Annotated in this window: 11 protein-coding genes; 5 read left to right on the top strand and 6 right to left on the bottom strand. The window is 39.7% G+C overall.

Annotated features, from left to right (window positions below; translation table 11 throughout):
* The first annotated feature begins 367 nt into the window (after window positions 1-367).
* Complete coding sequence (locus CZ809_RS06905; protein WP_045035596.1) at window positions 368-964, top strand: acetate uptake transporter; 597 nt, start codon at window positions 368-370, stop codon at window positions 962-964.
* Between the two features lie 114 nt (window positions 965-1,078).
* Here CZ809_RS06905 and CZ809_RS06900 read toward each other — a convergent pair whose 3' ends face one another.
* The 6 genes from CZ809_RS06900 to CZ809_RS21160 all read right to left on the bottom strand — a co-directional run bounded on the left by CZ809_RS06900 (window position 1,079) and on the right by CZ809_RS21160 (window position 7,546).
* Window positions 1,079-1,963 carry an AraC family transcriptional regulator gene (locus CZ809_RS06900; protein WP_080156697.1) on the bottom strand — a complete coding sequence of 295 codons (885 nt, stop codon included), beginning with the start codon at window positions 1,961-1,963 and terminating at the stop codon, window positions 1,079-1,081.
* A 362-nt stretch (window positions 1,964-2,325) separates the two neighbouring features.
* A complete protein-coding gene (locus CZ809_RS06895; RefSeq protein WP_080156696.1) occupies window positions 2,326-3,687 on the bottom strand; it encodes an L-serine ammonia-lyase in 1,362 nt (453 codons plus the stop codon).
* A 242-nt stretch (window positions 3,688-3,929) separates the two neighbouring features.
* Window positions 3,930-5,183 carry an aromatic amino acid transport family protein gene (locus tag CZ809_RS06890; protein WP_080156695.1) on the bottom strand — a complete coding sequence of 418 codons (1,254 nt, stop codon included), beginning with the start codon at window positions 5,181-5,183 and terminating at the stop codon, window positions 3,930-3,932.
* A 180-nt stretch (window positions 5,184-5,363) separates the two neighbouring features.
* Entirely contained in the window at window positions 5,364-5,972 is a 609-nt protein-coding gene (locus CZ809_RS06885; RefSeq protein ID WP_080156694.1) for a CoA pyrophosphatase, read from the bottom strand.
* A gap of 40 nt (window positions 5,973-6,012) precedes the next feature.
* Window positions 6,013-7,401, bottom strand: a complete 1,389-nt coding sequence (pabB, locus tag CZ809_RS06880) for an aminodeoxychorismate synthase component 1 (protein ID WP_080156693.1) — start codon at window positions 7,399-7,401, stop codon at window positions 6,013-6,015.
* Window positions 7,391-7,546, bottom strand: coding sequence for a hypothetical protein (locus tag CZ809_RS21160; protein WP_158258902.1), 156 nt, complete (start codon window positions 7,544-7,546; stop codon window positions 7,391-7,393). The genes pabB and CZ809_RS21160 overlap by 11 nt, the downstream gene beginning before the upstream one ends.
* Before the next feature lie 28 nt (window positions 7,547-7,574).
* On the opposite strand from CZ809_RS21160, the gene CZ809_RS06875 reads away from it, so the two are divergent.
* The 4 genes from CZ809_RS06875 (at window position 7,575) to CZ809_RS06860 (ending at window position 14,512) form a co-directional block, all read left to right on the top strand.
* A complete protein-coding gene (locus tag CZ809_RS06875; RefSeq protein ID WP_080156692.1) occupies window positions 7,575-9,089 on the top strand; it encodes a fumarate hydratase in 1,515 nt (504 codons plus the stop codon).
* 205 nt (window positions 9,090-9,294) lie between these two features.
* Window positions 9,295-10,332, top strand: coding sequence for an efflux RND transporter periplasmic adaptor subunit (locus tag CZ809_RS06870; protein ID WP_080156691.1), 1,038 nt, complete (start codon window positions 9,295-9,297; stop codon window positions 10,330-10,332).
* The gene (locus CZ809_RS06865; RefSeq protein ID WP_080156690.1) at window positions 10,329-11,423 is read left to right on the top strand and encodes an efflux RND transporter periplasmic adaptor subunit; all 1,095 of its coding nucleotides are present in this window, start codon (window positions 10,329-10,331) and stop codon (window positions 11,421-11,423) included. Before CZ809_RS06870 ends, CZ809_RS06865 begins: the two co-directional genes overlap by 4 nt.
* Window positions 11,423-14,512 (top strand): efflux RND transporter permease subunit, encoded by a 3,090-nt coding sequence (locus CZ809_RS06860; protein WP_080156689.1) that lies wholly within the window; start codon window positions 11,423-11,425, stop codon window positions 14,510-14,512. Before CZ809_RS06865 ends, CZ809_RS06860 begins: the two co-directional genes overlap by 1 nt.
* The last annotated feature ends 51 nt before the right edge of the window (window positions 14,513-14,563 follow it).

The raw sequence follows: 14,563 nt of genomic DNA, 5'->3' as shown, positions 1-14,563 counted from the left end.
TTGTTGTGTTTTAATTTTAAATTATCAAATAAAGTTAATAACAAAAAGAGGGTGGTAATTTAACCACTTAAATGATATATAAAATTAAATGTTTAAAATCAATGCTTTGAGTGGTTTTGGTTTCTGTTTTATAAATAAAAAGGCAACAAAATTGTGATTTTAATAGAGCAAATAAAATTAAGCGTTCAGTGTCATAATACAGAGTTGTTCTTTTAATGCCTTAATGGGATTTTTTAATTTAGATGCTGGTTTTAGTGATATAAGCATTGATCTGTTTCTCGGCTTACATTAAGATCCTCCGCGCATAAATATGTGCACATATTTTTAATTTTTATTATTTTTGTTGTAAATCCTGTAGGGGAAAAAAATGTCTACAAAACTTGCTAATCCAGCACCATTAGGTCTAATGGGCTTTGGTATGACGACCATTGTACTGAATATTCATAATGCTGGATTTTTTCCTCTAGACTCGATGATTCTAGCTATGGGTATTTTCTATGGCGGTTTAGGGCAAGTTCTTGTTGGTATGATGTGCTTTAAGCGTGGTGATACTTTTGGTACCACAGCATTTACTTCTTACGGCTTATTTTGGTTATCATTGGTTGGTTTACTAATCTTGCCAAAACTTGGCTTTGCGGCAAGCCCAGCACCGTTTATGGCATGGTACTTACTACTATGGGGTGTGTTTACAGCATTTATGTATGTTGGTTCTTTACGTTACCCACCAGCAAAGCAAGTTGTTTTCGGTTCTCTAACGATTCTATTCTTCTTGCTTGCGGCGCGTGATTTTACGGGTAACGAAACGATTGGCTTTATTGCAGGTATTGAAGGTATCTTCTGTGGTTTAAGTGCTATCTATTTTGCAATGGCACAAGTATTAAATGCAGAGTACGGTCGTGTGATTCTACCTGTAGGTGTTGCACCTAAAGATCGCGAATTACAACAAGCTAACGCTGTAGCGTAACGTGTTATAATTTGAAATTAGCCCTACTTTATTAAGTGGGGCTTTTTTATATCTGCTTTTTACGATATATAAAAAAACCTCGCATTGACGAGGTTTTTTAGTGAACGGCTATTGCTAATGACAAACTTCTGGTAGATATTCAGTGTGATCTTTACAGGTAAAACAACCATCAGTATCCATATCATTTTCTTTTCTTGAGCTAGTTCTAAATTGTGACGGTGTTACATTATATTTACGTTTAAACGCATCACAAAAATACGCGGCACTACCAAACCCAGACCGATTACCGATTTGTGATATAGAGTAATTGGAAAAGGTTAGAAAATTAAGTGCAAGCCCCATTCGAACATCCAGTAATAGCTGGCTAAATGAGACACCTTCTTTTGCTAAATGACGACGTAAAGTAGATTGCGTTGTAAAGAGGGCCTTTGCCATATCATCAACACTCCATTTGCGTTGAGGATCTTGAGTAATTAGCCGTGCAATTGTACGTTCTTTAGGTTCGTCATAATTAAAGCGATAAACATTAAAAACATCAATTCCAGTATTATTAAGTGCAATCAAAAGGAATACTAAGCATTGGCTCAGCAAAGTTTGCTCCATTGTTGATCCACTAATGCTAGGCAATAGTTGATTAAATAATGCGAAATTTTGCTCAACAATTTCTGATGAATCAATAAGATAAATAGGTGAGCAATTTGAAGTTGCTAAGGCTGGTTGCTTAAGAGCACTTATATATTTAAATGCTTCCGTAATTGATTCTTCATTGATCATTAAAATTTGTAGTTCAATGTTTTCTTGGTTATTTAATTGATTAATTGAACAAGAAATATGACTAAATTTAGGTATAACTAAAATGCTATTATTTTTTACATCTATAACATTACCATTAATGTGAATATTACCTTCTGCATTAGATAACTTCACAATTAAATGATGATCGACATAAAACTCTTTCAGAACGACATGGCTCTGCGAGAGGATACGCTTATATTTCATAGCAATATTGCTTCTCTATAAAGGGAATAAATCCTTCATTACATATCGTACATCAATGATGTAAGGGCGATATACGCATCCATGCTTACACTACATTAATGATAATGAGTATATTTAACTGAGTATAGGACTAAAAGAAAAGAAAGAATAGACACAATTGATGATATAAGAAGCAATGAGCAGTGCTAATGGTTATATTGATACGATGTGACTTAATATCTTAACGCAATGCTATTGCAAGGTGATTAATAATGAATCGAGTTGAATATAGTTGTGGTTTTTATGTAGTAATTTGAGTGTAAAACAAAAAAACTATCCGAAGATAGTTTTTTTAGTTAATTGCGTTAAATGTTCATTTTATATTAGCAAATGACTTTAATCGCCAAGCCACCTTGTGATGTTTCACGATATTTAGCATTCATGTCTTTGCCTGTTTCAAGCATCGTTTCAATAACTTTATCAAGTGATACACGTGGTGCTGATGAACGACGAAGCGCCATACGGGTTGCATTGATTGCTTTTACTGCTGCAATACCGTTACGTTCAATACAAGGAACTTGTACTTGTCCTGCAACTGGATCACATGTTAAACCTAAGTTATGCTCCATTGCGATCTCTGCCGCCATACAAACTTGCTCAGGGCTTCCCCCCATCAATTCAGCTAGACCTGCTGCAGCCATTGAGCATGCAACGCCTACTTCACCTTGACAGCCTACTTCAGCGCCAGAAATAGAAGCATTACGCTTATATAGACCACCGATAGCACCAGATGCTGCGAAGTAACGAGTGTATTCTTTTGGTCCAACAGATTGTACAAATTTGTCGTAGTAAGCTAATACGGCAGGAATAATGCCACAAGCGCCATTAGTTGGTGCTGTCACTACTCGACCACCGGCTGCATTTTCTTCATTAACAGCGAACGCATACATGTTAACCCAGTCAACGACTGTCATTGGGTCATTGCTTAGCTTTTCTGTGGTAATCAGTTGTTGACGTAATGCTGCAGCACGACGAGGAACACGTAGTGGCCCAGGAAGAATGCCTTCTTCATTCATACCACGTTCCATACATTCACGCATGGTTTTCCAGATGTTCGCGAAGTATGTGCTAATTTCATCTTCTGCATTCATCGCGCGTTCGTTAGCCATTACTAGTGAACTAACAGAAAGGCCATGTTCACTACACTGCTCTAGCAATTCAGATGCATAAGAGAAAGGGTAGGGAACTTCAACAGTATTTGTTTGTTCTTTACCAAAGTTTTCTTCATCAACAATAAACCCACCACCGATTGAGTAGTACGTTTTAGAGAAAACAACGTCATCACCAATCCAAGCGTGGATTGACATACCGTTTTCATGAAGAGAAAGGTTAGTTGTATGGAAATTCATACCGCCATCGCGTGGAAAATCAACAGTGTGGCAATGCATACCAACTGGAAGACGTTCTGTTTCTTCTACGCGGGAGATAAAGCCAGGAATGCTATCAATATCAACATGTTCAGGTGAATTACCAGCAAGACCCATAATGATAGCGATATCAGTGTGATGACCTTTACCTGTAAGCGATAAAGAGCCGTAAACATCAACGGTAATTTTTGTCACGTCACGTAATTGGCCTAACGCACGTAAGTCGTCGATGAACTCTTTACCTGCTTTCATTGGGCCAACAGTGTGAGAACTGGAAGGGCCTACACCAATCTTGAATATATCGAAAATACTGATCATGTTATTACCTCAGTCATAGGGGAAGCGGTTCTTGCCTCCTGTAAAGACTGTTATTCGTTGATATCCTCGCTCCTTCCTTGGCGAGCGCACTTAAACTAAAAGAGTAAAATGCTTAAAGCATATTTACTCTTAAGTATCGTCTATTTTACGTTATTTGTGCTAGTAAACACCATGAGTACTAGCACATATTTTTGCTTTTATACGATTAATTATTCGTAATCAGTACATTTTTAATAGTTAAATTAAAATGCACCGTAAATAACAGAAGTGATTGCTGCGATACCACATAAAACTGTGAAGATACGAGCAAATACTGATGTTTTATACTTAGCCATTGCTGGTACTGTTTGCATCGCAATAACTGGCAGTAGGAATAAGATACCGGCAATCATTGGTGCACCCATTGTTTCAATCATACCTAGAATACTTGGGTTAATGATAGCGACAATCCAGGTTGTAATTACAATGAAAGCTAATGAGATTTTTTCAATTTTAGCCACTGGCATGTTAGAGCGAGACTTAGTCAAGCCAACTAGACCTTCGTGTGCACCAAGGAAGTGACCGAAGTAGCTTGATGTGATCGCTGCAAATGCAACTAGTGGTCCTAAGTAAGAGATTGCTGGTGAATCTTTTACGTTAGCTAAGTATGACAATACTGAAATATTTTGCTCTTTTGCCATGTTTAGTTGCTCAGGTGTCATTGAAAGCACAACTGAGAATACGAAGAACATAACAAAGCCCATTAGCATCATTGCCGCGCCGCCAGTGATCATGTCCGTTTTCTTAACGGCTTCATCACCGTAAGTGCGACGTTGTTCTTTTGCAAACTGGCTGATAATTGGGCTGTGGTTAAATGAGAATACGATAATTGGAATTGCAAGCCAGATAATTGTTGGCATTGCTGACCAATCTGCTTCTGTTTGTACCATTGACATGTTCCAGTCAGGGATTAGGTATACAGAAAGAATCAACAGAATAACAACTAATGGGTAAACCATTGCTGATGTCGCTTTCAACATCAGTTCTTTACCAAAGACTACACCCGCAGTCATTAGTGAAATTAATACGCCAGATAGTAGCCAGCGAGGTGCTGATTCCATACCAAGTTGGTTAACCATGAATGAATCAACAGTGTTTGTAATACCAACGCCGTAAATTAATACGATAGGGTAGATAGCAAAGAAGTAAGCGAAGGTAATTAAGTTAGCACCTGTTTTACCATAATGCTCTTCTACAGTATCAGTGATATCTGCATTAGGGTTTTTAGACGATAGTACAAAACGTGCTAGACCTTTATGTGCAAACCATGTCATTGGTGCTGCAATAAGAGCCAAAATAACTAATGGCCAGAAACCGCCCGCACCCGCTTTAATGGGTAAGAATAGAACACCGGCACCTACTGCAGTACCAAACAGAGAAAGAGCCCAAGTGAAATCTTTGTAGGTCCATCTGGTTTTTGTCGTACTTGTTGCTGACGCTGTCGATGTGTTTTGCATACTGTAATATCCAATAAAAGGGAACGGAACGGAATATAGGAACGAGCGCATTGTCGCTATTTACGAGGGGAAAACAAGGATAAAGATCTCGTTCTGTAATACGAACTTTTTGTGATACAAATAAATCAGACCCACATCACACAAATAGGCTTGTAAGATTAAAATAAAACGTCTATTTGGTTATTTTTTATCTTCCCAAATTTGGTTGGATAACAGTTTAATCATCTGTGCTGTTGCGCCCCAGATGGAATAATTGTGATAAGGAATGGCATAAACACGGTGGGATTCACCTCTAAGGCGAAACTGGTGTGAGCGGATATTATTGGGATTAAGCAGGTAATTGAGTGGCACTTCAAAGATGGCATCGACCTCACCGGGATCGGGTTTAGGTTTATAATCATTGCTGATCGTTGAAATAAAGGGGGTCACTATATAGCCACTGGTCGTCGCTAAGGGTGTTAATTGACCGATAACGTTATTACGTTGGCAAACAATGCCTGTTTCTTCAAATGTTTCACGTAATGCGGTGGTGATAAGATCGCTATCTTGGGTTTCAAAACGCCCACCCGGGAAGGCTATTTGTCCCGGGTGGTGCTTTAAATGTTCAGCTCGACGGGTTAATACCACATTAAAGCCATGATCTCTAGGGACTAATGGGATCAAAACGGCAGCAGGTTTGAAATAGGTATCATCATTAAAATGACGATCAATTCTACGCTTATGGCTCGCGTCATACTGTTGACTTGGTGCCATAAGAAACCGTGTTAAAATCTGCTGCTGTTCACCCATTAAAGCCTCCATTACACTTTTTTTATTATATTTAGCGCTATTATAAGGTTGGCAGAATTTTACTTAATTTGTCGAGAGTTTCTTGGTATTCACTCTCGGCATCACTGTCAGCAACGATACCGCCGCCGGCCCATGCGTATAAATTATGTTGATAAGCCACAAGCGTTCTTATCGCAATATTGGTGTCCATGGTGCCACAACGACTGATATAGCCAATACTGCCACAATAAATGCTGCGTCGATGTGGTTCCAATTCTTCAATGATCTCCATTGCTCTTATTTTTGGTGCTCCTGTTATCGATCCTCCAGGAAAACAAGCTCGTAATAAATCTGTAGCTGAGTAGTGACTGGCCAATTTACCCGTTACGGTACTCACTAAATGGTGTACTGCTGGAAAGCTTTCAATGGCAAATAAAGCAGGTACACGAACACTACCAGGTGTTGCAACACGACCAATATCATTACGTAATAAATCTACGATCATTACGTTTTCAGCCCGATCTTTAGGTGCCAACTGAAGTGCTTGTGCGTTGGCATTATCTTCTATGATGTTTTTACTTCTCGGGCGTGTGCCTTTAATCGGTTTTGTTTCAATATTTTCTTGTTTTAACTGTAAAAAACGCTCCGGTGATACAGAGAGAATCGCACTATTATTGGTACGAATAAAACTAGAAAAAGGTGCACCATTTGCGGTGTCTAAGCGACAATAAGCTTGCCACTCATCCCCTAGGTAACTGGCTTTAAATCGCTGAGCAAGGTTAATTTGGTAGCAATCACCGGATAATAAATAAGATTGTATGGTGTTAAATTTGTTGCAGTAATCCTCTTTAGTCATATTAGATGACCAAGAAGATGTTAATTGGAATGTCTTATTCTGGTTATTAGATTGTAGTGTTATTGCTTGTTCTCGTTGTTGGTTTAACCAGACCAAGCGGTGGCTATTTTTAGGCTCAATAAGCCATGTCTGCTGTAATTTATGATCAACAATGAGAGCCCAGTCATAAATACCAACGGCCATTTCTGGTAAGTGAATATCATGGTTTGCAGTCGTCGCCATTTTTTCTACACGGCGGCCTAAATCATAACTGAAATACCCTAATGCACCACCTAGAAATGGTAAGTCTAATTCTGTGCTAAGTGGTGGTAATAACTCATGTTGTAGCGCATTGATGACCGCAAAAGGATCGTCAGTTGTGCTACGTTGGTCACCATTTGAAAACTTAATATAAGTTGTATCAGATTGTGATTCAATTGTGGCTAAAGGATCAGCAACTAAAATATCATAGCGATTATCTGGGTGCGCTTCTGCTGCCGAACGTAATATCATTGCCCAAGGTAATCCCGATAATGGTGTAAACCATGACAGTGCGGCATCTTTTGAGTAGGGCAATGAGATAATGCTTAATTCTGGGTGTGATTTACAAATCATTTTCTTTTTTGTGACAAGGGGTTTGATTGGCGCATAGCGCAATGTTATGGGCAAGAGTATCATATTCAGCGAAAGACGCCCAAGATTGAGCAACGCTATTTTGTTGTTTAATACCTACAATTTGGAAGATTTTATAGGGCGCCATGGAATGATAATACTTAACGAGGGTAATTATGACCATCATCCGTAAACAAGATGTAATCAGTAGCGTGGCCGATGCTTTACAATATATTTCTTACTACCATCCTTTAGATTTTATTAAAGCATTAGAAAAAGCGTACAACAAAGAACAAAGCCAAGCAGCAAAAGACGCTATTGCCCAGATTTTAATTAACTCCCGCATGTCTGCAGAAGGCCGTCGACCTATTTGCCAAGATACGGGCATTGTTACCTGTTTTGTAAAAATCGGCATGAATGTGCAGTGGGACAGTGATTTAACTGTGCAGCAAATGGTGGATGAAGGGGTGCGACAAGCTTACACCAATTCAGACAATCCATTACGCGCTTCTGTTGTTGCTGATCCTGCGGGTGCACGTAAGAACACTCAAGATAATGCACCTGCTGTGGTACATATTGAGATGGTGGCTGGTAATAAGGTCGAGATTCAAATCGCGGCTAAAGGTGGTGGTTCAGAAAATAAAACTAAAATGGTGATGCTGAACCCTTCTGATGATGTTGCTGAGTGGGTTGAAAAAACAGTACCACTAATGGGGGCGGGTTGGTGTCCTCCAGGTATGTTAGGTATTGGTATTGGCGGTACCGCAGAAAAAGCGGCCGTGCTTGCTAAAGAATCGTTGATGGAAGCGGTTGATATTCATGAGCTACAACAACGTGGCGCAAAAACAACAGAAGAAGCATTACGGTTAGATATCTATGATCGTGTCAATCGTTTGGGTATTGGTGCACAGGGCTTGGGCGGTTTAACCACTGTACTTGATGTTAAGATCAAAAGTGCGCCAACGCATGCAGCCTCTAAGCCTGTATGTATGATTCCTAATTGTGCCGCAACTCGTCACGTGCATTTTACGCTTGATGGTTCTGGCCCTGCGGAGTTAACACCACCTAAACTCAGTGATTGGCCACAAGTAACATGGGACGTTGGTGACAATGTTCGTCGTGTTAACCTTGATAATGTGACCAAAGCTGATGTACAAGAATGGCGTTCAGGTGAAACGGTACTGTTATCAGGTAAGATTCTTACGGGTCGTGATGCTGCCCATAAGCGTATTCAAGAAATGCTCGCTAATGGTGAAGGCTTACCTGAAGGGGTCGATTTTACTAATCGTTTTATTTACTATGTTGGCCCTGTTGACGCCGTTGGTGATGAAGTTGTTGGACCTGCTGGACCGACAACCTCGACCCGTATGGATAAATTTACTGAAATGATGCTGGGCGAAACAGGCCTTACGGGCATGATAGGTAAAGCTGAACGTGGACCTGCAACGATTGAATCGATTAAACACCATAAAGCGGTTTATTTGATGGCAGTAGGTGGCGCAGCATACCTTGTTGCCAAAGCCATCAAAAAAGCGCGAGTGGTCGCTTTTGCTGATTTAGGCATGGAAGCGATTTATGAATTTGAAGTAGAAGATATGCCAGTAACCGTTGCTGTTGATGCTGAAGGTGTTAATGCTCATCAAACAGGTCCTGATACATGGCGTGTGAACATCGCTGAAATGGCAAAATAAGCCATTTAGAAATAATTTAAAAAAAGGAGCCTTGGGCTCCTTTTTTTTGTCATTGTTATATCAGCATAGATTGTGATATTGACGCTATTCTAATAAATGAAAAGAGATTTTTTGGTTATCCACTTCTATTATTCATAGATATCTTTTATTCATACAATATTTTAACAATAACAAATATTCAGTATGGGACATCATGGAGAGTAGTATGAGATATCACTTTTTTGCGGCATTATTTATATGTTTAGCATTAAGTGGGTGTAAGGATGATCAAGCAGTAATTGTTGAACCTGAATCTCGCCCCGTAAAATTACAATCAGTTTCCGTTGGAGATAATGAATCACAACGTGCGTTTCCAGCGATTGTTGAAGCTGGAGATAAAGCGGTCTTAGCCTTTCGAGTATCAGGCCAACTTGCGAGTGTTGACGTACATCCTGGTCAGTTTGTGACGAAAGGGCAGACACTTGCCTCATTAAACACCGATGAATTGTCACTGTTGGTAAAACAAGCACAAGCGAAATATGATTTAGCAAATGTACAATTTAAGCGTGATAAAAAACTGCGTGAAAAAAAAGTAGTATCCGAACTTGATTATGATACTTCGAAAGCAAATCTAAAGCAGGCCAAAGCGGCGTTAGATAAAGAAAAGTCAAATTTAAGCTATGCTGAGCTAATTGCACCTTATAATGGGCATCTTTCTTTGTCCATGGTTGAAAACTATGAATATGTTGTTGCTAAACAGCCGGTTATGCATATTCAAAGTGCCAAATTAATCAATATGACATTTCAGCTTCCTGATTACCTTTTAGCACGGTTTCAAGGTAATGCTGAAAATATTGATCCTACCGTTGCGTTCGATACTTTAGCCAATCAAACCTTTCCGGCCCAATTTAAAGAAATTGATACAGAGCCTGACAGTAAAACATCCAGTTATAAAGTAACACTTTCACTGGCTCGACCTGAAGGCAGTAATATTATGCCGGGAATGTCTGGTAGTGTAACAATTGTATTACCACAAGGAAATGCGGGTGCAATACCGGTGCGAGCAATCATAGTTGAAGGTAATAAAAACTATGTGTGGCGTGTTGATGATAAGCAGCAAGTTGTCAGAACAGAAGTGACATTAGACAGTAATAACCGTGTTATTGCAGGATTGAATGATGGTGATGTTATAGCGACATCGGGTGTCTCTGAATTGCAATCAGGTCAAAAGGTCCGCTCATGGATCAAGGAGCGAGGACTATGATCAAATGTTGCCGTTTATCTGTACTATCAATCAGTATTGCGTTGCTCGTTGTCGGGTGTGATAAACCGACTGTTGAGCCACGTGAAGAACTGCCTTTAGTGAAAGTACAACAGGTAAAATTAAGTAAGCAAGTACCGAAATTAACCTTCCCTGCAGTAGCATCTGCCGCCGATAAATCTATTTTATCATTTCGTATTGCGGGAGAAGTGACACAGATATTAGTACGTTCAGGTGACAGGGTGAAAAAAGGCCAAGTATTAGCACGATTAGATCCCAGTGATTTTAAATTAGAAGTTGATGATGCTCAGGCAAAATACAACGTTAATAATAGCCAATACCGTCGTTCAGCAACATTATTAAAAAATGGTTATTTACCTCAATCTCAATTTGATGAGTTAAAAGCCAAACGAAGTATTGCAAAAGCCAATCTTGATTTAGCCCAATTAAAATTAAGTTTTACCGTGCTTAAAGCGCCTTTTAGTGGCGTCATTTCAATTGTTCCGGTTGAGCAATTTGAGAATGTCAAAGTCGGTCAGCAAATTATGAATATTCATAGTACTGATTCTGTTGATATTGAGATTCAGGCCCCTGATATGATTTATTCCAAGCAAAGTATATTAGATGTTGATAAAGGGCAACGTGCGACGGCAAAGGCGATTTTACCTAATGGTGAAAAATACGCGGTGATATTAAAAGAGTTTACGACTGAACCTGATCCAGAGTCAGGCTCTTTTTTGGTTACCTTAACTATGCCAATGCCTAAAAATCAGTTCATTTTAGATGGTATGTCGGTTGAAGTTGAAGCTGATGCTCAAAAGTTACAAGTGTATACAGTGGGGCAACAAATTGTGCCATTAGAGGCATTATTTAATTTGGATGGGGATGACATTACACCATCTAATAAATATGTATGGGTACTTGCGGCCGATAATACAGTGTCAAAGCGTCAAGTTGTCACAGATAAAGTTGTTCCAGAAGGGGTGCGATTAAAATCGGGTGTAAAGGAAGGAGAAAAGGTCGTAGTTACAGGCGTTAACCGCTTAAGGGATGGACAAAAAGTGGTGGTATTTACTCAGGAGGAGGCACTGTAATGAAACAAGATATCGCGACTTATTTTATTAAAAACAAAGTGATTAGTTGGATGTTAACACTGATCTTTCTCGTGGGTGGAACGGTATCTTTCTTTGGTCTTGGTCAGTTAGAAGATCCCGCTTTTACGATTAAAGATGCGATGGTTGTGACCGCTTATCCAGGGGCGACACCTCAACAAGTAGAAGAAGAAGTGACTTATCCAATAGAGAAAGCAATTCAACAACTGACGTATGTTGATGAAGTTAATTCACTGTCTAGTCGAGGCCTTTCGCAGATCACAGTTACCATGAAAAACAATTATGGGCCTGATGATTTACCACAAATTTGGGATGAATTACGGCGTAAAGTGAATGATATTTCATCGAATTTGCCTCCAGGTGTTGCAAAGCCAAAAGTGATTGATGATTTTGGTGATGTATTTGGAATTTTATTGGCGATCACGGGTGAAGGTTATAGCTACAAAGAGCTAAGTGATTATGTTGATTATTTACGTCGTGAAATTGAACTGGTCGATGGTGTCGGTAAAGTTTCTGTAACGGGTAATCAGCAAGAACAAGTATTTATTGAAATATCGATGCAACGTTTAAGCAGTTTAGGTATTTCGCTTGATACTATTTATAACATTTTAGCGACTCAAAATTTAGTTACAAGTGCGGGTGCAGTGCGTATTGGTGATGAATATGTTCGTGTCCATCCAACGGGTGAGTTTAAGAATGTTGATGAATTAGGTGATTTGATTATTACCGATAAGGGGGCTGACGGGCTAATTTATTTGCGAGATGTGGCCGATATTAAAAAAGGTTTTAAAGAGATCCCTGATAACTTAGTCAGCTTTAATGGTCATCAAGCCCTTAATATGGGGGTGTCATTTGTTGCAGGCGTTAACGTTGTTGAAGTGGGTCAACGTGTGATGCAGCGATTAGCTGAGCTCAAAGAACAACAACCTGTTGGTATCGATATCGATGAAGTGTATAGCCAGCCGACAGAAGTTGATAAATCAGTCAGTGGTTTCGTGGTTAGCTTAGGCCAAGCGGTTGCGATTGTTATTATTGTACTACTGTTTTTTATGGGGTTGCGTTCAGGGCTGTTAATTGGCCTTATTTTACTATTAACCGTACTTGGCACCTTTGTGTTTATGAAGTGGATGGCAATAGATCTTCAACGTATATCATTAGGTGCATTGGTTATCGCGCTGGGTATGCTGGTGGATAATGCTATTGTGGTGGTTGAAGGTATTCTGATCGGAATGCAAAAGGGGCGTACGCGAATGCAAGCAGCCTCAGATATTGTCACGCAAACTAAGTGGCCGTTACTGGGCGCAACTGTGATTGCGGTAATGGCTTTTGCGCCTATTGGTTTATCGCAAGATTCAACGGGTGAATATTGTCGAACTTTATTTACAGTGCTACTGATTTCATTGATGTTGAGTTGGTTTACCGCTATTTCATTAACACCTTTCTTTGCTGATATTTTCTTTAAAAATGTCAAAGTTGAACAAGGAGCAGATCAAAAAGATCCCTATAGCGGTGTTTTCTTTGTGGTATATCGTAAGTCGCTAGAGTTTTGTATGCGTCGTGCATGGCTAACGGTACTGACATTGGTACTGATGCTTGGTGGTAGCTTATACGGCTTTACATTATTGAAACAATCATTTTTTCCTGCTTCAACAACGCCAATGTTTATGGTTGATGTTTGGTTACCTGAAGGAACGGATATTCGCGCCACGAATGACACCTTAAAGTCATTAGAGAAAATGGTAAATGCAGAACAAGGCGTTCAGCATGTTAGCTCTAGTGCAGGTAAAGGCTCACAACGTTTCATGTTGACCTATGCCCCTGAAAAAAGCTATGCCTCTTACGGTGAATTAATCGTTCGAGTTGATAGTTTTGATGATGTAATTCCTGTTATGCGTAAATTTAGCCAAACGATGAATAAGGACTATCCAAAGGTTGAATACAAATTGAAACAGGTGATGCTAGGTCCATCATCAGGATCTAAGATTGAAGCTCGAATTGTGGGCTCTGATCCAACAATTCTGCGTGGTATTGCCTCGCAAGTTGTAGATGTTATGAATGCCGATCCTGGCGCATTTAATATTCGTCATGACTGGCGAGAGCGCACTAAAGTCATTGAACCTGTATTTAATGAAAGCCAAGCAAGACGTTACGGTATTACCAAAAAAGATGTTGATGAGCTACTACAGATGGCATTTTCAGGAATTAACATTGGGTTGTATCGTGAAGGGACAAACTTGATGCCAATAGTCGCACGGTTACCTGAAGAGGAACGGGTTGATATTAGTACCATTGAAGGCATGAAGATTTGGAGCCCTGCGATTCAAGGTTATATTCCACTACAGCAAGTAGTATTGGATGTTAATGTGCGCTGGGAAGATCCATTAGTGGTGCGTAAAAACAGAAAACGTATGTTAACCATTATGGCAGACCCTGATCCTTTAGGTGATGAAACAGCAGCGTCGGTTCAAGCGCGTATTTTACCCGCTATTGAAGCCATTGATTTACCCGCAGGTTATAGCTTGGAGTGGGGCGGTGAGTATGAATCATCTGCAGATGCGAAAGCGTCACTATTCCAAACTATGCCAATGGGTTACTTAGCCATGTTTTTAATTACAATATTCTTATTTAATAAAGTTAAAGAAGCTCTCATTGTATGGGCAACAGTACCACTGGCGATTATTGGGGTAACGGTAGGATTACTGCTTCTGAATACGCCTTTTGGTTTTATGGCATTACTTGGCTTTTTGAGCCTTTCTGGCATGTTGGTGAAAAACGGCATCGTATTGTTAGATCAAATTGAGATAGAGATCGCCAGTGGCAAAGAGAAATATCTTGCGGTGGTTGATGCGGCGGTCAGTCGTGTGCGCCCTGTGTGTATGGCGGCGATAACCACTGTTTTAGGTATGTTACCCTTACTACCTGATGTTTTCTTTAAGCCGATGGCGGTGACGATTATGTTTGGGTTGAGCTTTGCCACAGTGCTGACACTGATTGTAGTACCCGTGTTATATCGTTTATTTCATAAATTGAAAATACCAGTAGATCAAACGACACCACAGCCGGTAGTGTAAAATAAAGGCAGCTTAAAATAAAGGCAGCTTAAAATAATAATGATGGAAACA

The sequence above is a fragment of the Photobacterium piscicola genome (assembly GCF_900166965.1).
Classification (GTDB): Bacteria; Pseudomonadota; Gammaproteobacteria; order Enterobacterales; family Vibrionaceae; genus Photobacterium; species Photobacterium piscicola.
Note: the sequence above shows the minus strand (reverse complement) of the source record. Positions and strands in the feature narration are given on the sequence as shown.